21 protein-coding genes are annotated in these 22,786 nt (G+C 69.9%); 11 read left to right on the top strand and 10 right to left on the bottom strand.

Features of this window, described 5'->3' with window-relative positions; all coding sequences use genetic code 11:
• Positions 1–113 precede the first annotated feature (113 nt).
• Positions 114–695, bottom strand: coding sequence for an NUDIX hydrolase (locus MYMAC_RS06290; protein WP_095957417.1), 582 nt, complete (start codon positions 693–695; stop codon positions 114–116).
• Positions 696–838: 143 nt separating this feature from the next.
• On the opposite strand from MYMAC_RS06290, the gene MYMAC_RS06285 reads away from it, so the two are divergent.
• A complete protein-coding gene (locus tag MYMAC_RS06285; RefSeq protein WP_095957416.1) occupies positions 839–2,248 on the top strand; it encodes a sigma-54-dependent transcriptional regulator in 1,410 nt (469 codons plus the stop codon).
• 173 nt (positions 2,249–2,421) lie between these two features.
• On the top strand, positions 2,422–3,468 hold the full coding sequence (locus MYMAC_RS06280) for a coiled-coil domain-containing protein (RefSeq protein ID WP_204817426.1): 1,047 nt from the start codon (positions 2,422–2,424) through the stop codon (positions 3,466–3,468).
• 21 nt (positions 3,469–3,489) lie between these two features.
• Here the strand turns inward: MYMAC_RS06280 and MYMAC_RS06275 are convergent, their stop codons facing one another.
• On the bottom strand, positions 3,490–4,026 hold the full coding sequence (locus tag MYMAC_RS06275; RefSeq protein WP_204817424.1) for a hypothetical protein: 537 nt from the start codon (positions 4,024–4,026) through the stop codon (positions 3,490–3,492).
• Positions 4,027–4,108: 82 nt separating this feature from the next.
• Here MYMAC_RS06275 and MYMAC_RS06270 point away from each other — a divergent pair, with 82 nt between their 5' ends.
• Positions 4,109–5,188 carry a hypothetical protein gene (locus MYMAC_RS06270; protein ID WP_157757456.1) on the top strand — a complete coding sequence of 360 codons (1,080 nt, stop codon included), beginning with the start codon at positions 4,109–4,111 and terminating at the stop codon, positions 5,186–5,188.
• 10 nt (positions 5,189–5,198) lie between these two features.
• On the opposite strand, the gene MYMAC_RS06265 is transcribed toward MYMAC_RS06270, so the two are convergent.
• Complete coding sequence (locus tag MYMAC_RS06265) at positions 5,199–5,576, bottom strand: tetratricopeptide repeat protein (RefSeq protein ID WP_204817422.1); 378 nt, start codon at positions 5,574–5,576, stop codon at positions 5,199–5,201.
• Between MYMAC_RS06265 and rsfS the strand changes: the two genes are divergently transcribed.
• The 5 genes from rsfS to MYMAC_RS37350 all read left to right on the top strand — a co-directional run bounded on the left by rsfS (position 5,575) and on the right by MYMAC_RS37350 (position 10,314).
• Positions 5,575–6,135, top strand: coding sequence for a ribosome silencing factor (rsfS, locus tag MYMAC_RS37355; RefSeq protein WP_013935603.1), 561 nt, complete (start codon positions 5,575–5,577; stop codon positions 6,133–6,135). The two genes, MYMAC_RS06265 and rsfS, sit on opposite strands and share 2 nt — an antisense overlap.
• A gap of 1 nt (position 6,136) precedes the next feature.
• Positions 6,137–6,601 (top strand): 23S rRNA (pseudouridine(1915)-N(3))-methyltransferase RlmH, encoded by a 465-nt coding sequence (locus MYMAC_RS06255; protein WP_013935604.1) that lies wholly within the window; start codon positions 6,137–6,139, stop codon positions 6,599–6,601.
• 63 nt (positions 6,602–6,664) lie between these two features.
• Positions 6,665–7,822, top strand: coding sequence for an RNA ligase RtcB family protein (locus MYMAC_RS06250; RefSeq protein ID WP_095957413.1), 1,158 nt, complete (start codon positions 6,665–6,667; stop codon positions 7,820–7,822).
• A 229-nt stretch (positions 7,823–8,051) separates the two neighbouring features.
• The gene (gene gpmI, locus MYMAC_RS06245) at positions 8,052–9,593 is read left to right on the top strand and encodes a 2,3-bisphosphoglycerate-independent phosphoglycerate mutase (protein WP_095957412.1); all 1,542 of its coding nucleotides are present in this window, start codon (positions 8,052–8,054) and stop codon (positions 9,591–9,593) included.
• Between the two features lie 19 nt (positions 9,594–9,612).
• Positions 9,613–10,314: a ComF family protein gene (locus tag MYMAC_RS37350; protein WP_204817420.1), complete on the top strand. Its 702-nt coding sequence runs from the start codon at positions 9,613–9,615 to the stop codon at positions 10,312–10,314.
• Positions 10,315–10,376: 62 nt separating this feature from the next.
• Here MYMAC_RS37350 and MYMAC_RS38530 read toward each other — a convergent pair whose 3' ends face one another.
• From MYMAC_RS38530 to MYMAC_RS06205, 6 genes are all read right to left on the bottom strand, one after another.
• On the bottom strand, positions 10,377–11,090 hold the full coding sequence (locus MYMAC_RS38530) for an Imm52 family immunity protein (protein WP_095957411.1): 714 nt from the start codon (positions 11,088–11,090) through the stop codon (positions 10,377–10,379).
• A gap of 14 nt (positions 11,091–11,104) precedes the next feature.
• On the bottom strand, positions 11,105–12,637 hold the full coding sequence (locus MYMAC_RS38295) for a Tox-REase-5 domain-containing protein (protein WP_170114704.1): 1,533 nt from the start codon (positions 12,635–12,637) through the stop codon (positions 11,105–11,107).
• A 109-nt stretch (positions 12,638–12,746) separates the two neighbouring features.
• On the bottom strand, positions 12,747–13,469 hold the full coding sequence (locus MYMAC_RS06220) for an immunity 52 family protein (RefSeq protein WP_239989373.1): 723 nt from the start codon (positions 13,467–13,469) through the stop codon (positions 12,747–12,749).
• A gap of 13 nt (positions 13,470–13,482) precedes the next feature.
• The gene (locus tag MYMAC_RS06215; protein WP_170114703.1) at positions 13,483–15,039 is read right to left on the bottom strand and encodes a Tox-REase-5 domain-containing protein; all 1,557 of its coding nucleotides are present in this window, start codon (positions 15,037–15,039) and stop codon (positions 13,483–13,485) included.
• 130 nt (positions 15,040–15,169) lie between these two features.
• Positions 15,170–16,081 carry a DUF2381 family protein gene (locus MYMAC_RS06210; RefSeq protein ID WP_095957409.1) on the bottom strand — a complete coding sequence of 304 codons (912 nt, stop codon included), beginning with the start codon at positions 16,079–16,081 and terminating at the stop codon, positions 15,170–15,172.
• A 35-nt stretch (positions 16,082–16,116) separates the two neighbouring features.
• Positions 16,117–17,955: a serine/threonine-protein kinase gene (locus tag MYMAC_RS06205; RefSeq protein ID WP_095957408.1), complete on the bottom strand. Its 1,839-nt coding sequence runs from the start codon at positions 17,953–17,955 to the stop codon at positions 16,117–16,119.
• A 182-nt stretch (positions 17,956–18,137) separates the two neighbouring features.
• Between MYMAC_RS06205 and MYMAC_RS36660 the strand changes: the two genes are divergently transcribed.
• Positions 18,138–18,332, top strand: a complete 195-nt coding sequence (locus tag MYMAC_RS36660; protein WP_157757455.1) for a hypothetical protein — start codon at positions 18,138–18,140, stop codon at positions 18,330–18,332.
• Complete coding sequence (locus MYMAC_RS06200; RefSeq protein ID WP_095957407.1) at positions 18,325–18,684, top strand: helix-turn-helix domain-containing protein; 360 nt, start codon at positions 18,325–18,327, stop codon at positions 18,682–18,684. Before MYMAC_RS36660 ends, MYMAC_RS06200 begins: the two co-directional genes overlap by 8 nt.
• On the opposite strand, the gene MYMAC_RS06195 is transcribed toward MYMAC_RS06200, so the two are convergent.
• Entirely contained in the window at positions 18,681–19,844 is a 1,164-nt protein-coding gene (locus MYMAC_RS06195) for a serine/threonine-protein kinase (protein ID WP_095961487.1), read from the bottom strand. The genes MYMAC_RS06200 and MYMAC_RS06195 overlap by 4 nt on opposite strands.
• A 183-nt stretch (positions 19,845–20,027) precedes the next feature.
• Here MYMAC_RS06195 and MYMAC_RS06190 point away from each other — a divergent pair, with 183 nt between their 5' ends.
• Positions 20,028–22,733 (top strand): M1 family metallopeptidase, encoded by a 2,706-nt coding sequence (locus MYMAC_RS06190; protein WP_095957406.1) that lies wholly within the window; start codon positions 20,028–20,030, stop codon positions 22,731–22,733.
• The last annotated feature ends 53 nt before the right edge of the window (positions 22,734–22,786 follow it).

Raw genomic sequence — 22,786 nt, 5'->3', positions numbered from 1 at the left:
GGCCGCGTTTTCCATATCTTTGTTTCAAATCCGGGTGCGGGCGCGCGTGCACGGTCCGCGGGGCCACACTGCCCCTGACCGCGAGTCCTTGCGCGCTTCCGCTTTCCACCGCTTCACGGCGCGCCCGCCACCACGCGCCGGGCCTTCGCCAGCATGCGGCGCAGCGGCGCTTCGTCCGCGTGCGTCATCGCCTCATCCCAGGTGAGCCACCGCACGCCAAAGGACTCCGCCGGGTCATGCGCCAGGGCGTCGGGGTTCTCCGCCACCACGAGGAAGCGCACGTCCAGGTGGTGGTGCTCCGGCTCGTCGCGGCGCGCGGGGATGGTGTGGAGGTCCACGTCCAGGGGCTGGGGCGCGGTGGGGTGCAGAAAGACGCGACAGCCCGTCTCCTCGCGCGCTTCACGCAGCGCGGTGGCCGCCATCTCGCCCGCGTCCGTGACATCCGCGTGACCTCCGGGCTGGAGCCAGCGCTGGAGCTTGCGGTGGTGCAGCAGGACGACGCGCGCGCCCGCCGGGTCCACCACCACCGCGCTGCCCGTGAAGTGGGCCTCTCGCTGCTCCCGGGAGAAGGGCCGCGCCAGCGCGTGGGCGAAGTGGCGCATCCGTTCCAGGTCCTCCTGTTCCTTCACGTCCTCGGGGACGTGACGCGCGAGCAACGCCTGGAGGGCCATGGAGGACGAGGCATCGGATTCCATGCCTCCCCGTACTGCTCCCGGCCGGGCGGCGCCAGCCCCTTCGCGTGCGATGCGCGCGCGGGTGGAGCGGGCCGGGCCGGATGTGCTCTCATGCGGCGGCCCGGGCGGCCGGCCCTGGGACGTTGGGAGATTCGACTCACGCCATGGCGCGCATCCTCGTCATCGACGACCACGACACGCTGCGGGAAGGGATGACGGTCACCCTCACCCGTTCGGGCCACGCCGTGTCCGCGGTGCGCAGCGGCCAGGACGGCCTGGCCGCCTACCGCAAGGCGCCCTTCGACCTGGTCGTCACCGACCTGAAGATGGACGGCATGGACGGCATCGCGGTGACGAAGTCCCTCAAGGCGCTGGATGCCGCCGCCGTCGTCATGGTGGTGACGGCCTTCGGCACCATTGAAACCGCGGTGCAGGCGATGCAGGAAGGCGCCTACGACTTCATCACCAAGCCCTTCCCGCCGGAGGTGCTGCGCGCCAAGGTGGACAAGGGCCTGGAGCTGGCGTCCACGCGCAAGCAGGTGGAGCGGCTGACGGCGCGCACCGACGCGCACGACACGGACGCGGCCCTCACCCATGGCAACCTGGTGGGCGACAGCGAGCCCATGCAGCGGCTGGTGTCCAACGTCCTCAAGGTGGCGCAGAGCGACGCCACGGTGCTGGTGCGCGGCGAGAGCGGCACCGGCAAGGAGCTGGTGGCCCGCATGCTCCACCAGCGCTCCCCCCGCCGCGACGGGCCCTTCGTCGTCGTGCACTGCGCGGCGCTGGCGGAGACGCTGCTGGAGAGCGAGCTGTTCGGCCACGAGCGCGGCGCCTTCACCGGCGCGGTGAAGCGCAAGCTGGGGCGCTTCGAGCTGGCCGACGGCGGCACGCTGTTCCTGGACGAGATTGGCGAGGTTCCCGCGTCCGTGCAGACCAAGCTGCTCCGCGTGCTCCAGGAGAAGGAAATCCAGCGCGTGGGCGGCGAGGACACCCTCAAGGTGGACGTGCGCGTGGTGAGCGCCACCCACCGGGACCTCCAGGCCGAGGTGAAGGCCGGCCGCTTCCGCGAGGACCTCTACTACCGGCTGCACATCGTCCCGCTGACGCTGCCGCCGCTGCGGGAGCGGCCCGAGGACATCCCCGTGCTGGCCCGCCACTTCGTGGCCAAGCACGCGGTGCGGGTGAACCGGCGCGTCACGGGGCTGGACGACAGCGCGCTGCGCGCCCTGGCCCGCCACGCGTGGCCCGGCAACGTGCGCGAGCTGGAGAACGTCATCGAACAGGCGCTCGTCTTCGCCGAGGGCGAGCGGCTCACGGACCTGGACCTGCCCTCGCACCTCACCGCCACGGGCACCTCGCGCCTCGATGCGGGCCTGCCCGTGCTCCAGGGAGACCGCCCACTTCCGGACATCCTGGAGGACCTGGAGCGCCAGCTCATCGCCCGGGCCTACGAGAAGGCCGGTGGCGTGAAGACAGAGACGGCCCGCCTGCTGGGCATCAAGACGTCCGCGCTGTACTACAAGCTGGAGAAGTACGGCTTCCTGCCCAGGGAGACGCCCCCCGAGGAGGGCTGATCCTCGAAAATCCGTCGTCCACCCCCGCCCCCCATGACTTTTCACCAATGTCCCACCTCAGCCCCCGTCCTCCTGGATGCGCCAGGTGTCCGGAATTGTTGGGCGCCGGGTGGCCATGAGCACCGGGGATGGGCAGGCGGGCTGGCACTCACCTTGCTTCGGGGCTGCCCCTGATGAATCCCCGCGCCCTCGCCCTCCTGCTGAGCCTGCTGCTGGCCATGCCTGGTCAGGCGGCGTCCGGGCTGGAGGCGGTGCGGGGGCGGGCCCAGGTGGCCCGCGCGGAGACGCGCGCCCTGCGGGGACAGCAGCAGGCGCTGCGCGACGAGCTCAACGGGCTGGCGGCGCGCATCGAGACGCTGAAGGCGCGGCGCCAGGGCCGGCTGATGGCGGGGACGGACCTGGAGGACGCGCTGCGTCGCTCGCAGGAGCTGAGCGGCCAGCTCACCCGCCTGGCGCAGGCCGTGGTCGCGGCGGAGGGCGAGGCGGAGCGCGCCCACCTGGCGCTGCACACGGCGCTGTCGGATGAGCTGGCGCGGCTGCTGGCGGCCTGGGAAGGCACGACGGACCGGGGCCAGCGCGCGAAGCTGCTGGAGTCGGTGCGCTCGGTGCGCGCCGAGCGTGAGGCCGTGCGCGCCGCGCTGCCGGCCTCGCAGGTGCCCTCCCTGGACAGGGCCACGGCGGGCGGTGACGACCCGGAGGACCTGCTGGCCCAGGCGGACACGCTCCGCGACACCGGAGACAAGGTGCGCGAGCGGATGAAGGCCCTGCGCGGCCGCATCACTGAAGTGCGCGAGGAGCGCGACCTGGACCGGCGCATGAACGACTTCCTGGGCGAGGAGTCGATGTTCGACGACCACGACCGGCGGCTGCGCCTGCGCATGGGCAGCGACCGGAGCATCCAGGTGGAGCGCTCCGAGCCCGGTACGCCCATGTTCCAGGGCGACGACGCGGCGCCCCCCGGCCCCAACGTGGGGGGCCGTCCCAACGAGGGCGCGGACCCGGACCCAGGCCCGTCTCCAACGCCGACCCCCCTGTCGGCCCGGGCCGCGGACCGCAGGCCCCTGGTCGAAACGCAGCGCGCCCAGGACCTGGCCTCGGGTGGGCCCGTGGACCTGGGCGCGATGGAGGCGGAGGCCGCGCGGCTGGAGGCGCTGGCCCGGGAGCTGGAAGGCCGCGCCACGAAGCTGGAGCGGCGCGCGCGGGAGCTGGGCGTCCCCTGAGGGACACGTCCCTGACGCCGCCTACAGCAGCCCGGTCTCCACCTGGAGCTTCACCACCGCCTGGAGCCGCACCTCGCGCTCCGGCATGCGGCCCCGGCCGCGGATGATGATGCTCATGGTCGGCGCGGAGACATAGGGCTGCAGCTCCACGTTGTCCACGCGCAGCGACAGCACGGGGTTGGGCGGCCGCAAGTCGAGCTGGGCCACGTCCTGGCGCGAGGCGATGCGCTCCTCCCGGTCCCCGGCGCGGGCGTAGAACTCCACCGAGTCCAGGAAGGTGAGGTCCTGGTCATTGGGGCTGAGGACCTTGAGCGTGAGGGACTCCACCTTGACGGACGTCACCTCGCGCTTGCGGATGCCCTGGTTCTTGAAGTCCTGGTTCTTGTCGAAGTCCATCCCCGCGAAGCTGCTGATGGCGGGCAGCCCGTTGAGGAGGGTGACGTCGCCAGGGGGGCCCGCGGGCACGGTCGACTCCCCTTTCACCTCGGTGGTGAAGGTGGAGGAGGCGCAGGCGGACAGGCCGAGGCTGGCCGCCACCAGTAGAGACACGAGGCGCATGGGCTCAATGTAACGGGCCGCTGGGGGCGCCGTCACCGGTGGGAGCGACCGGACGGCCGCCCCTGCCCTCCTGCGACGGGGTATGGTGCGCGGCGCCGTGGCCCGCTCCTTCGCACCGCTACTGCTCGTCCTCGCCATGCTCGCCGCCGCACGTGCGCCCGCAGCCGAGTGGGAGGGGGCGCTGAGGGGCTCCGCGCGCCTGCTGCTGGACACCAACGCGCCGCGGGACTACTCCGACAGAGACACGCCCGGGGCGGAGCGGGACTTCGCCCTCAGCCTGCTCGGCGCCGCCGAGGGACGCGGCTCCTTCGAGCGCGCCCAGTTGGTGGGCCGCTACGAGCTGGGCGCGCGCAAGTACGTCCTCTACCAGGAGGAGGACACGCTGGTGCAGTCGGGCGCGGTGGAGGCCTCCCACGCGCTGGGCACGTCGCTGGGTATCGGCCTGGAGGGCCACGCGAAGGACCGGCGGGGCGGCTCGCGCTCGTACTCGGACCTGGGGACCACCGCCTTCCTGGAATACGCCCCGGACGTGCGCCTGGCGCTGCGAGTGCGGGCGGGCGCCCGGCGCTTCGTGTACCGGCCGGACCCCACCGCCAACTTCGGCGGCCCCGAGGTGGGCGTGCTGGGCCGCTACCGCTTCGACCGCCGGCACAGCCTGTCCGTCTTCGGTGACTGGAACGCCCGGCGCTTCGGCACCGCGCCCCGGGCACGGCCTCCGGGGGCGGGGGGAAGCTCGGGGCTCCTCCCCGGCCGGCGCCAGGACGGGGCCCTGACGGCGGGGGCGTCGTACACCTACCGGGGCCCGGTGGCCCTGGGGCTGACGTACGCCTTCCAGGAGCTCTCCTCCAACAGCTACGGCGAGACGCTCCGGCGCCACCGGGTGTCCGCCAACGCCGGCGTCCGGCTGCCCTGGCGGGTGACGCTGCTGGCGCAGGGCTCGCTGGGCCTCACCCAGTACCCGGACGGCATCTATCTCTCCCCGGAAATCATCCTGGTGGAGGAGGACGAGGGGCAGAACTCGCTCTCGGCGAAGCTGGCCCGGCCGCTGACGGACACCCTGGACCTGGAGGCGTCCTGGGGCATCTGGAGCACCCGGCTGCCCCGGAACGCGCTCACCTACACGCGCCAGGTCTTCAGCGTCGGCTTCACCTGGCGCTACTGAGGGCGGCGGCCTACGCCAGGTCGGCGATGCGCTCGTCGATTTCCTCGGCGAGCCCCGGGTGCCCCTGGGCCAGGGCGTGCGCCCTGGCCCGCTCCAGCACCTCGCGCGCCTTGCCCGCCTCCCCCGCCCCCGCCCAGGCATCCCCCAGGGCCACCATGGCGGCCGCGTAGGTGGGGTCCAGCCGGACGGCGGCCTCCAGGGCGTGGGCGGCCTCGGGGTACTGCCGCCGCTCCAGGTACAACTTCCCGAGGGAGAAATGGCTCATGGGGGAGTCCGGGAAGTCCGCCACCATCTTCTTGAACTGTTCCAGCCGGGCGTCGCTCATGGACACCAGGAGATAGAGGACCGCTTCCGTGTTGCCAAGGGTGCGGTAGGGTGCGCCGCACATGGCCACGAAGAAGAAGACGACCGCGAAAAAGACCACCACCCGGGCCCCGGCGGCCCGGAAGAAGACGGTATCGGGCAAGACGCCCGCGAAGAAGAAGGCCCCTGTCGCCAAGAAGGCCTCGGCGGCGAAGGCCCCCGCCAAGGCGCCCGCGAAGAAGAAGAAGGCGAAGCTCCCAGTCGCCCCGCCCCAGAAGGCGGGCCCCGCGGAGAACCCGGCCGCCAAGGCGCTGGCGCACCGCATTGGCAACCTGCTGCTCGACAAGAAGGCGCAGGACGTCGTCATCCTCGACGTGCGCGGGATGACGTCCTACGCGGACTACTTCGTCATCGCCTCCGCGGAGACGGACCGTCAGGTGAGCGCCATGGCGGAGAACGTCCAGGTGCAGCTCAAGACGGGGGACGCGCCCCTCCGCCCCATCGGCACCGAGGGCTTCGAGACGGGCCAGTGGGTGCTGCTGGATTACGGCGAGGTGGTGGCGCACCTGTTCCTCACCGACCTGCGCGCGCACTACGACCTCGAGGGCCTCTGGGCCGACGCGTCCCGGGAGAAGCTGGCCTGAGGTGAAGGTCCGGCTCCTCTCCATCGGCAAGGACCGCTCGGGCCTGTATGAGCCCGCGGTCCAGGAGTACGCCAGACGCCTGGGCCACTACACCCGCTTCGAGCTGGTGGAGCTGTCCGAGGCCAGCGGCAAGCGGCTCAAGCCCGGGGACGCGAAGGCCGCCGAGGCCGAGGCGATTCTCGCCAGGCGCAAGCCACAGGACTGGCTGGTGGCCCTGGACGAGCGCGGCGCGCTGCTCGACTCCGTCGAGCTGAGCCGCTACGTCGGCAAGGCGCAGACGGGCGCCAAGGATTTGCTGTTCATCATTGGCGGGGACGAAGGGCTCGACGCCAGCGTGCGGGACGCGGCGAACCTCACCTTGTCCTTGTCCAAGATGACGCTGCCCCACCGGTTGGCGCGCGTGGTGCTCATCGAGCAGCTCTACCGCGCGTTCACCATCCTCAAGGGCGAGCCGTACCACAAGTAGGCGGCCGGGCACGGGCCCCGGACCCACCGTCAGGCGTGGCGCGCGGGTGCCGTCATCCCGGGCATGCGCACTGACGCCTCGACTGAAACGCTCCCCTCTTCCGCGCCGCGGGCGCCCGTGCGTGTCATCGCCTCCTCCCAGTCCTGGGTGGAAGGCGAGGCGGTGCGGCAACTCGAAGCCATGGCCCGCCTGCCCGGTATGAAGCTGGCGGTGGGCCTCCCGGACCTGCACCCCGGCAAGGGTGCCCCGGTGGGCGCGGCCTTCACCTCCGAAGGCTTCCTCTATCCCTACCTGGTGGGCAGCGACATCGGCTGCGGCATGGGCCTGTGGAACGTGGACCTGCTGGCACGCAAAGCCAGACCCGAGCGTTGGGCCGGCAAGTTGGACCTGGAGGGCCCGTGGACGGGTGACACGGAAGGTTTCCTCCAGGAGCACGGCGTGAAGTCCTCGGGCTACGAGGCCGCGCTGGGCACGGTGGGCGGCGGCAACCACTTCGCGGAGCTGCAGCGGGTGGACGCGGTCCATGATTCGAAGGTCTTCAGCGCCCTGGGCCTGGAGGCGGACCGCTTGCTGCTCCTGGTGCACTCCGGTTCGCGCGGCCTCGGCGAGGCGATTCTCCGGGCCCACGTGGACCGGCACGCGGCGGGCGGGCTCGCGGACGACTCACCCGACGCGCGGACCTACCTCACGCGCCATGACCACGCGGTGGAGTGGGGCCGGGCCAACCGGGCCCTGGTGGCGCGGCGGATGCTGGACGGCATCGGCGCGATGGGCCAGCGAGTCCTCGACGTGTGCCACAACAGCGTCACCCCTCGGCGTGACACGGGACGGACGCAGTGGCTGCACCGCAAGGGCGCGGCGCCGTCCGACGAAGGGCCGGTGGTGATTCCCGGCAGCCGAGGCGCCCTGAGCTACCTGGTGATTCCCACGGGCGAGAGCCACACCAGCGCGCACAGCCTGGCGCACGGCGCGGGCCGCAAGTGGACGCGCACCGCAGCGCGAGAGCGGATGCGGGAGCGCTTCACGGCGGAGTCCCTCACGCGCACGTCCTTCAAGAGCCACGTGGTATGTGAGAACAAGGACCTGCTCTTCGAGGAGGCTCCGCCCGCGTACAAGCCCATCGACCGCGTGGTGACGGACCTGGTCGAAGCGGGGCTGGTCCGCGTGGTGGCCACCCTGGCGCCGGTGCTCACGTACAAGACGCGCGCCCGCTCGGAGTAGGACGCCCGGCTCGCGGCCTTGAACGGAGTCTGACGCATGGCGCCAGCGGCGCTGGCGGTGAGTCGCGCGGTGGCGGGGTGAGGCGTCCTCGCTGGCGCCCCCATTGAACGCCTGGGAGGCGGGCGGCCGGCCCTGCTTGACGCCCCTGGAGATGCGGCGCGGCCCCCGGTGGAACCCGCCCGCTTTTTGTCCTCTCCCGTCTGACGCCTGCGTGGTTAGGGTTCGGAGCATGACGCCCGCGCACAAGGTCCTGCTCTGCATCCTGGATGGTTGGGGTATCCGCCAGGAGCGCGACAACAACGCCATCCTGCTGGCCGGCACGCCGCACCTCGACAAGCTGGCGAGCCCCTACCCCTTCACCGAGCTGCAGACGGCCGGCCTTGCCGTGGGCCTGCCCGAGGGGCAGATGGGCAACTCCGAGGTGGGCCACACCAACATCGGCGCGGGGCGAATCGTCTACCAGGACCTGGTGCGCATCAACCGCGCCGCGGAGTCCGGTGAGCTGGCGCAGAACCCCGTGCTGCGCGCCGCGTTGGACGGCGTGAAGGCGGACGGCAAGGCGCTGCACCTGCTGGGGCTGGTGTCGCCCGGCGGGGTCCACTCGTCCATGGACCACCTGTTCGCGCTGCTCAAGGCCGCGAAGGAGCGCAACGTGGCGCACGTCTACGTGCACGCCTTCCTGGACGGGCGAGACACGCCGCCGCAGAGCGCGCTGGGCTACATGGAGGAGCTGGAGCGCTTCCTCCATGAGACACAGACGGGCCGCATCGCCACCGTGAGCGGGCGCTACTACGCCATGGACCGCGACAAGCGCTGGGACCGCGTGCAGCAGGCCTATGAGGCCCTGGTGTTCGGCCGCGGGCCCAAGGCGCCGGACGCGCTGAGCGCCATCCGCGCGTCCTACGCGGAGAAAGTCACCGACGAGTTCGTGAAGCCCACGGTGCTGGCCGGCGGCGACGGCACGCCGGTGGGCCGCATCCAGGACGGCGACGCGGTGCTCTTCTTCAACTTCCGCGCGGACCGGGCGCGGGAGCTGACGCAGGCGTTGGCGTTCCCGGAGTTCAAGGAGTTCGACCGGGGCGGGCTGCGGCTGGGCCGCTACCTGTGCATGACCCAGTACGACGAGACGTTCAAGCTGCCGGCGCTCTTCGAGCCGGACCAGCCGCAGGACATCTTCCCGGAGCTGCTGTCGCGCCAGGGGCTGCGCCAGTTCCGCACGGCGGAGACGGAGAAGTACGCGCACGTCACGTTCTTCTTCAACGGCGGCCGCGAGGTCACCTACGCGGGTGAGGACAGGCACCTGGTGCCCAGCCCGCGCGACGTGAAGACGTACGACTTGAAGCCGGAGATGTCCGCCTACGAGGTGACGGCCGAGCTGGTGAAGCGGCTGGACTCCGGGAAGTACGACTTCGCGCTGGTGAACTTCGCCAACCCGGACATGGTGGGCCACAGCGGCCGGCTGGACGCGGCGATGAAGGCGGTGAAGGTCGTGGACGAGTGCCTGGGCGCGCTGGGCAAGGCGTGCGAGCGCAACGGCTGGGTGCTGGCCATCTCCGCCGACCACGGCAACTGCGAGCAGATGGTGGACCTGGAGACGGGCGAGCCGCACACCGCGCACACGCTCAACCCGGTGCCCTTCCACCTCATCCACCCGGACTTCCGGGGGCAGAAGCTGCGCCCGGGCATCCTCGCGGACATCGCGCCCACCCTGTGCAAGGTGATGGGGCTGCCGCAGTCGAAGGAGATGAACCGGCAGGGTCTGCTGCCGTGATGCGCGCGGGGCGCGGCCAGTGCTGAAGGCGCTGCTGGATTTGCTCTATCCGCCTTCGTGCCTGGCGTGCACGAAGGTGCTGCCGGGCCCCGAGGGCTTCTTCTGCGAGACGTGCGACACCGCGCTGGAGCGGCTGCCACCCGCGTGTTGCCGCACCTGCGCGGAGCCCGGCGCCTTTCCCGGGGACACCTGCCCCCGGTGCCGCGCCTCGCCGCCGCCCTTCACCCGCGCCTGGGCGCCCTTCGCGCACGAAGGGCCCCTGGCGCGCGCCATCCACCGCTTCAAGTACGAAGACCACCCCAACCTCGCGGGGCCGCTGGGGGAGCTGCTGGCGGGCGAGGCGCACAGCTTCCTCAGCCGCGCGCCGGGGCTGGTGGTCGCGTTGCCGCTGCACAAGCGCCGCTATCACGCGCGCAAGTACGACCAGGCTCAACTGCTGGCGGGCGCGCTGGCGAAGGCCACGGGGCGGCAGGCGCCGGTGGGCCTGCTGACGCGACACCGCGAGACACAGCGGCAGGTGGGGCTGAGCGAAGCGGACCGGGCGAGCAACGTCGACGGGGCCTTCGCCGCGTCGTCCCGTGTCTCCGGACAACGTGTGCTGCTGGTGGACGACGTGTTCACCACCGGCGCCACCGCGAGGGCGGCGGCCTCGGCCCTGCGTGAAGCGGGCGCCGTCCAGGTGGAGATGCTGACGCTGGCGCGCGCCTTCAGCCTGGAGTGAGCGGAAGGCGATTGGCGAGCTGCTTCTGGGAGGAGCGGACCCGCTCCAATTCGGCCTGGCGCCTACGGCTGGGCCTGGAGCGGCTTCAAGAGTCCGGCCCGGTCCAACAGCTCCCGCACCCGCTCAGCCAGCGCCACATGCTCCGGGTTGCCGACTGTGAAGCGCTCGGGCGTGAGAACGATGAGGGTGCCCTTGTCCTTTACCTGCTCGATGCGAACGGGGGCAGGAAGCGGGGGCACTACGCCCCGATTCCGCGAAAGGTATGTCCCCCATCCCACGAACGTGCCGGTGTCCGCGAACTCGGATACGGCGTCGCGATGACGGTCAGACGTAAAGACCCCCCACTCAGGTTCCCATGCCAGCACCATCGCGCGCATCACTTGCGTGAGCATGGGCGCAGACAAGAGTCGCCCCGCGACATCCCCGATTGACGGAGGGGCCCACACGCAGAGGTCCACTGTCTGAGGCGATGGAGAGCCACAAGAAAAGTTGACCACACTACTCGCGCTGGACTCTCCATTCCACGCCGCGAAGAAGATCTCACCATCCCCGATTCGATACTTCTTCTTCGCAAACAAGCCAAGGAAGGTCTCGGCACTCGGCAAGAATTCGGTTTTGAGGGCAGCATCCCGAGAAGCAGCCTGTTCAAACCATCTTGCAAGGCTTTGATCCACGGCAGACAGGTTCCGAAAAAAAAGCTCGGCTCGCCGGGAGTAGGCCTCTAGCGACTCAGGTCGTCCAGGCCAATACACGCCAGAATAGTAGCTGTCGACCATTCCCTAGCCCCTACTCAGTTCGGCGGCGTGTGGATGACTGAGATTCTTCCCAAGCCGTTTCGCCTGAAGAGAACTCGCACATAGTCCGCGACCCGGCTCTCCGCACAGTGCCACTCAATGGGGAACCCACGGGAAACACGTTGTTGGCTCCTCGCTTGTTTGACCATGCCCATGAACCCCTCGAACCATCCTCCTTGCTCCACACCCTGCCCAAGAAACTTCTCATAGCCTGGACCTTTTGCCTCTAGCAACGAGGCACCGTTGAACCCATCGAACTTCACGTTGTCGATCTCGTAAACCTGTCCCTCGGGCGCTGAAGCGACCTGGGCCTGATACCTTCGGGCAGGTTCCTCCATGTGCTCCTTGGCAGGCCGCCAGCGCCCGGGCCCCTTCGACGGTGCGCCGTCCTTCGCAGCGGTGTCAGCCCGCTGAAGGATGATGGCCGCCCCAGGCCCGCCGCTCAGCACCGCCGCCGCGCGCCCCACCGGCGCCGCCACAAGTCGCATCGCGACGGTGCCCTGGGCGGACAAGACGAGCGCGGGCACTTCCGCCGTGGCGAGCGCCGTCCCCTCCAACGTACGCGTCGCGGCCGACGCCGTCCCCCAGGTGGCGATGAGGTTCGTCACCAGCTTCGAGACGGCCTGCACCTGCTCACCCCGGGTCATGTACCCGAAGCGCTCCAGGTACTCGGGGGACGACCTCAACAGCGCCACCACCCCGGCCGGCAGCTCCCTCAGCGCCGCGAGGCTCTCCGCTGGCGACGTCGAGAAGAACTTCCCCACCGCGAGGGCCAGCCCGACGAAGGCCTCCTCCGCCCCGTCCAGCGTGCGGCTGACGACGTCCGCATCATCATGCACGTCCGCCAGCGGGAAGCCGCTCTCCTCCCGCAGCTCATCGTCCAGCAGCCGGAAGACTCCCGTCCGCCCGTCGTAGAAGCGCCCCAACTCGAAGCCATGGGCGCGGAAGGCTCCGTCCTTCCACCCGACGTCCGCCACCCGCTGCTGCGTCCGTCCGCTGCGCACCCACGCAAGCCGCCCGTCTGGCCGCAGCACCGCCACGTACCTGAAGCGCTCCACCCGGCGCGCCAACTCGGCCCGCGACACCTCCCCCGTCGCCAGCACCTCCCGCAGCATGAAGCCCACCGCGAGCCGCGCCGGGAACTGGCCCAGCGTCACGTCCCTCCCCATCAACGCTTGGAGGAGTCGCGCCGCGTGCTTCGGAGTGAGTGGGTTGCCCGCGACAGGCCGCGCGTCCCGTGCTTCCAGGCCCGCGTTGCGAAGCAGGACGTCGAATTCATCCTCCTGCCCGCGCGCCCCTCCCAGGAGCATCCCGTCCCGGAACAGGTGGCGCCGGTGAAGCGGTTGCCTGGACGCGCCTTCCGCCGCTTCGGCCTCGGGCTCGTACTCGGCGTCCTCGCCCGAAGCGGTCCACCGCTCCCCCGGAAGCGCCGCGCGCTGATGGAGCGTCTCCCTGCGAGTCGACGACTCAACCCCGGCGCAGCCCGTGAGAAGCAGGGCGACACCCACCACCCAATGGCCAGCACGCATTCCTCACCCCCGCGCCTCCCTCAGGGAAAGGCAATCGGTGGAAATCCTGGCACGCGCGCCTGACACGTCCAAGCATCCATCCAGGGATGCCGAGCCTCCTCATCCGCTCCTATGGTTTGGCCTGGAGCGGCTTCAAGAGCCCGGCCCGGTCCAGCAGCTCCCGCACCCGCTCAGCCAGCGCCACATGCTCCGGGTTGTCCGCCGTGAAGCGCTCGGGTGTGAGAACGATGAGGGTGCCCTTGTCCTCTACCTGCTCGATGCGCACGGGGGCAGGAAGCGGCGGCACCGTGCCCCGATGACGCGCGAGGTACGTCACCCACCCAATCTGGACATTTGCCCGTCCGGTTGAGTCGGCAATTTCCCGATGTGCATGAGACATGGCAACACCCCAATCAGGGTCTAATGCTGTCGCCATGCTCCTAAGAAGCCCGCTTAAAACTCGTGCCGTCAAGACGCGTTCAGCACTTGCACCGTGAATGGGCAGCTCAAAGAGCCAGAAGTTGTTAACCCATTCGGAGTAGATGCCCACGGCTGCATCAAAACTGCATGCGTCGGAATCTTCAGAGGCGCCGTTCCATCCGCCTATTCGATAACCAAGATCTTCATGATGCCGATCCTTGGTGCGCTCCAGCGCCTTTGCGAGTTCAGCCTGATTGGGCGTGACCGGCTTTTTCCAAGCGTCCTTTCGCGCCTTGCTCTGCCTGAACCAGCTAGCGAACGACGCCTCAACTCCAGCGATAGATTCGAGCAAGGCCACCACGCGAGATGCGCATTCATCCGATGATTCCTTGCGCGCGCGCCAGTATGCAGCGGCATAGTAAGTCTCCACCACTCTCGTCTCCTCATCAAAGGGGAGGTGTGAAAACAACCTCGATCCCTTTAATTCCTCTGTCCTGAAGTAGCTTCCGAAGTGCAGGGACAGCGGTTTCCTCTGCTACGTGCCAACGAATGGGCATCCCTTTGGCCGCCTTCACCTGTCGGAGCGCCTGTTCGCCAAGAGCCTTCGCCCCCGAGTTTTTGAACCAGCGTTTCGGGTCGAGTTCTTCGAAGAACCTGGCATAGCCCGGCCCCTTCGCCTCCAGCAGCACCCCTGCATCGAACCCATCGAACTTCACGCCTCCCCTGTCCCTGCCGACGCCTCCGACCCAGTATGCCTCGTCCGCTGAATGTCCCGCGATTTGTTCCTGGTAGCGCCGGGCCCGTGGGGACATGGACTCCTTCGCCGGCCCCCACTGGCCGGGCCCCTTCGACGGTGCGCCGTCCTTCGCGGCGGTGCCCGCCCGCTGAAGAATGATGGCCGCCCCAGGCCCGCCGCTCAGCACCGCCGCCGCGCGCCCCACCGGCGCCGCCACAAGTCGCATCGCGACGGTGCCCTGGGCGGACAAGACGAGCGCGGGCACTTCCGCCGTGGCGAGCGCCGTCCCCTCCAACGTACGCGTCGCGGCCGACGCCGTCCCCCAGGTGGCGATGAGGTTCGTCACCAGCTTGGAGACGGCTTGTACCTGCTCGCCCCGCGTCATGTACCGGAAGCGCTCCAGGTACTCGGGAGACGACTTCAGCAACGCCACCACGGCGGCGGGCATCTCCCGAAGTGCCTCGAGGTTGTCCGCCGGAGACGTCGAGAAGAACTTCCCCACCGCGAGGGCCAGCCCGACGAAGGCCTCCTCCGCCCCGTCCAGCGTGCGGCTGACGACGTCCGCATCATCGTGGACGTCCGCCAGCGGGAAGCCGCTCTCCTCCCGCAGCTCATCATTCAGCAGCCGGAAGACACCCGTCCGCCCGTCGTAGAAGCGCCCCAACTCGAAGCCATGGGCGCGGAAGGCTCCGTCCTTCCACCCGACGTCCGCCACCCGCTGCTGCGTCCGTCCGCTGCGCACCCACGCAAGCCGCCCGTCTGGCCGCAGCACCGCCAGGTGCCTGAAGCGCTCCACCCGGCGCACCAACTCGGCCCGCGACACCTCCCCCGTCGCCAGCACCTCCCGCAGCAGGAAGCCCACCGCGAGCCGCGCAGGGAACTGGCCCAGCGTCACGTCCCTCCCCATCAACGCTTGGAGGAGTCGCGCCGCGTGCTTCGGAGTGAGTGGGTTGCCCGCAACAGGCCGCGCGTCCCGTGCTTCGAGTCCCGCGTTGCGAAGCAGGACGTCGAATTCGTCCTCCTGCCCGCGCGCCCCTCCCAGGAGCATCCCGTCCCGGAACAGGTGGCGCCGGTGAAGCGGTTGCCTGGACGCGCCTTCCGCCGCTTCGGCCTCGGGCTCGTACTCGGCGTCCTCGCCCGAAGCGGTCCACCGCTCCCCCGGAAGCGCCGCGCGCTGATGGAACGTCTCCCTGCGAGTCGACGACTCAACCCCGGCGCAGCCCGTGAGAAGCAGGGCGACTCCCACCACCCAATGGCCAGCACGCATTCCTCACCCCCGCGCCTCCCTCATGGAAAGGCAAGCGGCGGAAACCCTGGCACACATGCCTGACACTTTCAGGTGAACCGCTGCACTGGCAAAGCCTGACGCCATGACGCAGACGCTCCCACCTGGCGATTCAGGGGAACGTCACGTTGCCAATCGTGACCGTCCGGGGGCCGTCGGCCTCCCACAGCTTGAGTGAGAATGCACCGCGTGCTGATTCGGCCGGCGCTTCCGCTTCGACAACCACCCTGGCAGTCTGGCCCGATGTGATGGGCGATGACTGCCAGACATTGAGCACTTTCAGCTCGGTTCCTGGAGAACCGCGAAGCGTGGCGCCACTGACAACCCACGGCCGTTCTCCCCGCAGGTCATGCAGTAAGACTTCAAGCGCGACGCGGGCCTTCGCGCGGTAGCTCTGGACCCTGAAAGGCTTGAGGGCGTTCCTCGGGTCTGAGGCAACCGTGTTGGTCACGCTCCAGCCAGCCACACCGTTCGCATCGACGCCGCCTGTCGCAAGCAGTCCGGCCAGCCCCCCCGGGGCACCACGCTCCGCCACCAGGCGCGCGTTTTCTTCCATGCAGCGCAGCGTCTCGGAGCGCGCCTCCCGCGCCTCCTGCTGGTACGACTCCACGGTCCTCGCGTTCCGATACACCTCGACGACGCTGTCCGCGCGTGCGGGATGAATTGTCAGCAGGAACGACGCGCCAGGAGGTGCCGCGCCGTCGCGGAACCGCACCGACATTCGGAACTTCTCCCCAGGCTGCCCCCGCCCCGAGGGAACCAACCGCATCGTCGTGCGGCCGATGTCGACATTCGAGAAGCTGCTGCTCCCCTCCACGGCGACCCCGTCTTGAGCCAGTTCTGAATCGAAGAGAATCACGGTGGACAAGCCGGGGCTGACCGCGATCTCTGTCAGTGCCCCGGAATCATCTGGCCCCAGCTCAATGCGCCGAGCGCCGCTCCCCGACGCCAGGGCTCCCTGAGCCTGGGCCCCCTCCGCCACGAGCGCGACCAGGAGGAGAATGACCGGTGATGTTGCACGCATCCGTCCGCGACTCCCTCATGCGGCACCGCGCCGCATCAATCAAACGCATCCACCGCTCTCACGTCCCCAGTCGTGAAGACGCGCGCCGACGCGGGGCTGTCATCCCCTGGCTCTCTCGCCAGGCCCTTCACCAGGGACTCGGATTCCAGCTCCAAGCAAACGGGGAAGCGCTTCCCATCACGGGTGCGCGCATGGGTGAACCGCCCGTAGACCCGGTCACTCACGATGAGTCTCCCGGAGAAGAGCGTGCCGTCCGGCATGCGGTTCCAATCAGCGAGCAGCCGCAGCTCCGCCGGGCCATCGGTCACCTTGATGACCTGCGGATGGTCGACCAGAAAGGTCACGCCCCAGTGGTCTCCCACCTTGACGCCCAACCTCTCCATCACCTCGACAGCGCGCTCAGGACACGGCTCAGGGGGAGGCGGTGGGCGCACCTGCGCGCCAGGGCACGCCAACCCCATACAGGCCGCAGCGGCGACAATCGGCCTTCGCATGGCGCCAGCGCCCTTCCTGGCGGGCTTCGGTGGCGTCGGGCTCTCGGTCTTCTCCATCTTCACGGGTGTGGCCTCGGGCAGCATCGCAGGGGCAGCGACGGCCGCAGGGGTGGACTCCGCGCCAGAGGGGAGAGCTGCGGCGCGGACAGCTTGGGACGAACTCCCAGGCCGCGCTACTTCCTGACGGGTCGGCGCAGGCACCGCGACGCGTGGCGTGCGCCAGCCCCACACCAGCCCCGCTGAGACGCACCCCACGAGCAACGCCATGGCCCCCATGCGCCAGCCTCGGGAGCTGCGCACGGGCCTTGGCGTCCGTGCCGCAGCGGCCTCCGCTTCCATCAGCAGAGCCGGTCCCTCCCACAGGGGCGGCAGCTCCCGCTTCGGCCGCTTCCCACGCCGGGGCCGGCGCAGCGGTTCGTTCAGCCACTGCTCGTGACTGTCCATCCCCCCTTCCGTCGTCGCCGTGTCCTCGCCGTAGGCGTCGCACAGCGGAACGTCCCAGGCCGCGTCCGCTCCTTGAAGGAGCGCCTCCAGCGCTACACGAAGCGCCCCCGCGCTCGGCGTCCGCGAGGCCGGCGTCTTCGCCAGCAGCGCCATGCACACCTCGCTGAGCGCCACGGGCACCCGGTCATTCACCTGACACGGAGGAAGCGCCTCGTTCGCGATGACGGCATCCGCCAACATGAAGTGGTCGGTCGGAAAGGGCGGGCGCGCCGTCAAGAGCCGGTAGAGGACCACGCCCAGCGCCCACAGGTCGTCCGAGGCGCCCGGTGTGAAGAAGGCCCTTGGCACGCGGGCGTTCCGCCGGAAGAAGCTCCACGCCTCCGGGGAGCGGTACTCGGGTGTCCCTGGCGGGAGGATGTCCACTGTGATTCCGGGTGCCCCCGCGTAGTCCCCGACACCGAAGTCCACCAGCTTGGCCACGCCATCCGAGGCGCGCACCATGACGTTGAGCTCCTTCACGTCGCGGTGAAGCACTCCCGCCTCGTGGGAAGCCTCCAGCGCCCGCGCCACGTCCAGCACCACGCGCGCCACCTGCCGCGCAGAGGGGTTCTCCTCGGACGCCCAGACGTCCAACTGCCGCCCTTCCACGTACTCCATGACGATGACGCCGAGCGTAGGGGACGCCACCGGCCACACCCCGAAGCCGTGAATGCCCACCACGTTGGGGTGGTCCAGCTTCAGCAGGATGGAGACTTCGCGCTCCACCCGCCCGCCCACGCGCGCCAGGTCCAACAACTTGAGCGCATAGGCCCGCCCCTCGCACCGCGCGAGATACACGGCCCCGAAGCCGCCACTGCCCAACCGGCGCTCCACCGTGTAGCCCATCACCTGGGCTCCGGGAGAAAGCTCCGCGAGGGCAGGCTCCCTCACCCTCATGGCGCCCTTCTCCTGGCTTTCCGGCCCTCGGTCATGAGGACGCCCTCCCAATCGGGCGCGCAACCTACCCAAGATGCGACCCGGCGGGGAGTTCCCTTCGCCTGCCGCCTCATGTCGCTGAACGTCTGGCATCCAGCACCAGACCCTGGACGTCCAGCATTCACGTCAGCTACGAAGAAGGCATGCGAACGGCCGCACAGGGGCATCCGCGCCGCGTGGTGCTGGACGCGGAGCCCAACCCGTTGCTGAGATACACCGGCGCCATGTCTCGCCACACAGAACCGCCCGCCCGCCACTTCCACCGCGCGCGGCGGTTGGACGCGGCTCGGGGCCGAGCGGCGCTCGGCCTCCTCTCCGCTGGGACGCTCCATGAATGAAGAACTGGCAATCACCATCGGCACCGCCGCTCGTGAAGCACGGGAGAAGTTGGGGATGACTCGGGCCGAGGTGGCCGAACGCGTGGGCCTGGTGGAGCCCGCCTACCGTCGAATGGAGCGAGGGAAGGTGCTGCCCAGCGTCACCGTCCTCCACCGCCTCAGCCTGACCCTGGGCCTCTCCCCCGAAGTCCTGCTTGGCACGGCACCCCAGGGGACGGCGAAGAAGCCCTCGCGCGCGCCGCTCCTGGATGCCGAGACGGCCGAGCTGCGCCGGCTGCTCGCCCTCGCGCGGAAGTTGGACGCGGAGAAGCTGGATGCGCTCCTCCACGTCGCCGACGCCCTGACTCGCTAATCTTCTTCCCCGAGCGCGCCGAGTTCGTGCGCGTCCAATCCCTCCGGGTACAGGCCCGCCTCACCGAACTCCACCACGTCACGGAGGCAGCTCCCCTCCGCGATGACGCGGGCGACCTCTTGCCGGGCATCCTGCCGCCCATAGGACGGGTACCGCTTCGTCAGGGCCGCGCGCAGAACGCCTCCCATGTCCGCCGCCGTCGCGAAGCGCTCATCCGGGACGATGCGTAGCGCTGAATGGAGAAGGGCCTTCACATCCGGAGACAGCCCCGCCACCGCGGCCTCGACCTCCGCCGGACTGAAACTGGAGAGCAGCACGCGCATCTGCGTGAGCGGAAGGGACGTGAACTGCTCGGCCCGCAGCGAGCTCAGCCCCTCGGGGGGCGACGGCACGTCCTCCACGTCGAAGAGGTGCTTCCCCGTCAGCAGCTCCACGAGCACCACGCCCAGGCTGAAGATGTCGGAGGCCGGGGACAGCGGCAGTCGCTCCAGGTACTCAGGGGAGGCGTAGGCCACGTCGCCTCGGACGAGATTGGCGGGGGACTCCAGCCGCCCCACCATGAGAGAGTAGGCCGCCCCGAAGTTGGCCAGCTTCACCCCGCCGTGCGCCCCCAGGTAGAGGTGCCGGGGGTTGACGTCGCGGTGGATGATGCCCAGCGGCCTGCCATCCTCGCCGCGCAATGTGTGGGCGTAGTGCAGGGCATCGGCGATTTCCGCGCCGATGTAGAGGGCCAACGCCTCGGACACGGGCCTGCCCCGGGCCATGCCCGCGCTCACGAGCGTGTCCAGCGAGGGCCCTTCCACGTACTCCATGACGACGTGAGGCGTGTTCCGGTGAATCTTCAGGTGGAAGACCTGGGCGATTCCGGGGTGATTGAGCCGGAAGGCCAATTGAATTTCATCCGAGAGCCGTTTGCGCTCCTCGTAGGTAGAAGGGCTGGGCAGACGCCGCACGAGGCACCGCCCCGGCACCTCCTCTTCCAGCGCGTATCGGAGCGCTTGAAGGAGCACCTCGCCCGTTGGCATCCGCACCAACTCACGCACGGCCTCATAACGGACGCCGCCCACCGTAAAGAGGGGCTGGGGTGCGTCCGGAGTCGCGGGTGGACGGGGAACGCGAGACTGCGCGGGAGGTCTGCCGCTGTCGGTCGTGGAAGGCATGAGGTCCTCGGGAGGCAAAGCGTGGCTCTGGAGGATTCTCAGCACTCTGGACTTTAAAAGTCCACAATACTGGAACCATTAAAGTCCAGCGAACTTCAACCAGGAGCAGGCGGACGCGCGCATCGGCCCGAAACCGCACTCAAGGATTCTGGCTCGGAGGCTGACTGGCGTTAGCGTCAGCCCATGCGCTCGCTCCTCCCACTTCTCCTCGCGGCCGCCGTCATTCGTTGCGCCCATGCGCCCGAGGCGACACCCGCGGCTCCCGTGGCCACCGCCCCCGAGTGGCCCGAACCCCAGCCTCCCGCGCTGCGGCTGCCCGAGTCGGTCCGCCCCACGCGCTACGCGCTCGACCTGAAGCTGCTCCCCGCCGAGCCCACCTTCTCCGGCAGCGTCAGCATCGACGTCGAGGTGAGCGAAGCCGCGCGGCAAATCTGGCTGCACGGCCAGGACATGGAGATCTCCCAGGCGCGCGTCGAAGCCGGAGGCCGCACCCTGGAGGCCCGCGCCGTCACCGCCAGCGAAGGGCGGCTCGGCCTGCTGCTCCCCGAGACAGTCCAGCCCGGCAAGGCCCGCATCCACCTCGCCTTCACCGGAAAGGTGGACCGCGAGCGCAGCCAGGGGCTCTACGCCGTGGAGGAGGACGGCGAGCCCTACCTCTACACCTTCTTCGAGCCCGTGGACGCGCGCCGCGCCTTCCCCTGCTTCGACGAGCCGGGCTTCAAGGTGCCCTGGACGCTGCGCATCACCGCCAAGGAGGAGCACGTCGCGCTCGCCAACCACCCCATCGTCTCGCGCGAAAAGCTGCCGGACGGGCTGGCGCGCGTCACGTTCGCCGAGAGCAAGCCGATGCCCAGCTACCTCGTCGCGTTCGTGGTGGGCCCCTTCGACATCGTGGACGCGGGCACCGCGGGCCGCAACGCCGCGCCGCTGCGCTTCATCGTGCCGCGCGGCCGCGGCGCGGAGACGGCCTACGCCGCCAGCGTCACGCCGCGCATCGTCTCGCTGATTGAAGACTACTTCGACATGCCGTACCCCTACGAGAAGCTCGACGTCGCGGTGGTGCCCCGCTACTGGGGCACCATGGAGCACCCGGGCCTCGTGGCGCTCGGGCAGCCGCTGACGCTCATCCGCCCCGGTGAAGAGACGCTCGCGCGCCGCAAGTGGTATGTGAACATCGCCAACCATGAGCTGGGGCACTACTGGTTCGGCAACATCGTCACCTGCAACTGGTGGGATGACATCTGGCTCAACGAGTCGCTCACCTCGTGGCTGGACCGCAAGACGGTGGACCCCTTCGACACGAGCTGGGGCTTCGGCCTGGAGCAGAGCGTCCAGTCCGCCAGCTTCGCGCTGGAGACGGACACGCTCGCCGCCACGCTGCCGGTGCGCAAGCCCGCCACCACGCATGACGAGGTGCTGGGCGCGTTCGACAACGGCACCACGTACGCCAAGGGCTCGGCCATCCTCGACATGTTCGAGGCGTGGCTCGGCGAGGAGCGCATGCGCGACTTGCTCCGCGGTCACATCAAGAAGAATGAGTGGGGTGTGACGACGTCGGAGGACTTCGCCGCCACGCTGTCCGCCGCCGCGGGGCCGGACGTCGCCCGCGCCTTCCGCAGCTTCATCGACCAGGCGGGCGCGCCGCGCGTCGCCGCCGAGCTGCAATGCCAGCCGGGCGCCCCCGCGAAGCTGAAGTTCACCCAGGAGCGCTACGTCCCCGCGGGCTCCACCGCCAGCAAGGACCAGACGTGGACCATCCCGGTGTGCGTGCGCGCCGGCTCCGGCAACACGTCCGAGCGCACGTGCACCATGCTCACCGGGGCCACGCACGAGCTGGAGCTGCCCGGCAAGAGCTGCCCGTCCTGGGTGCTGCTCAACGCGGGCGGCACCGGCTACTACCGCTCCGGCTACACGCCCCAGCAGCTCTCCCGCGTGCTGGCCGCGCCCGAGCGCGCGCTGACGGTGCGCGAGCATTTGACGCTGCTGTCCGACATGGAGGCCGGGGTGCGCCGGGGCGACCTGCCCCTGGGCGAGGTCCTGCGCCACGTCCCCACCACGGCCAGGGCGGAGCACCGCCTCATCCGGCAGCGCGGCGCTTCGCTGCTGGGCTTCGTGCACCCGGAGCGGCTGTCCGACGACGAGCGCGCGCGCTATCGGAAGTGGGTGGCCGCGATGTACGGCCCGCGGGCCCGCGCCCTGGGCTGGGAGCCCAGGCCCGGAGATGACGACGCGGTGAAGGCCCAGCGCCCGGGGCTCCTGTCGCTGGCGGCGCTGCGCGGCGAGGACCCGGTCCTGGTCCGGGAAGCCAACCGGCTGGTGAAGGCGTGGCTGGCGGACCGCAAGGCCGTCCATCCCGAGGCCGTCCCCCTCGCGCTGGTCGTGGCGGCGCGCAACGGCGACAAGGCCTTCTTCGACACGCTGGTCGCCCGCGCCCGCGCCACCGAGGACCGGACCGAGCGCAGCCGCATCTTCACCACCCTGGGCGCCTTCCGGGACCCGGCGCTCGTGCGCGAGGCGCTCGCGCTCGTGACGGGAAGCGAGTTCGACGTGCGTGACACCTGGCCCATCCTCACGGGGTTCATCACCGTGGCGCAGACGCGGGCGCTCGCCTGGGCGTTCCTCCAGGAGCACTTCGACGCGCTCGCCAGCCGGATGCGCCCGGACGAGGTCGCCGGGCTCATCGGCCTGGTGGGCACGCTGTGTGACGACACGAGCGCCGCCGAAGCGGAGGCGTTCCTCGGGCCTCGCGCGGCGAAGCTGGACAACGCGCCCCAGGCGCTCACCGAGGCCCTGGAGTCCATCCGCCTCTGCGCCGCGTCCGCCAGCATGAACGCGCAGAGCGTCCGGGACTTCCTGAAGAAGGCCCCCGCCACGTCCAGCGCGCGGTAGTCAGCAAGATGGCAGGCGAGGCGCCGTCCCATGCGCCTCGCCTCGTCAATCCC

The sequence above is a fragment of the Corallococcus macrosporus DSM 14697 genome, from assembly GCF_002305895.1.
Taxonomy (GTDB): Bacteria; Myxococcota; Myxococcia; order Myxococcales; family Myxococcaceae; genus Myxococcus; species Myxococcus macrosporus.
Note: the sequence above shows the minus strand (reverse complement) of the source record. Positions and strands in the feature narration are given on the sequence as shown.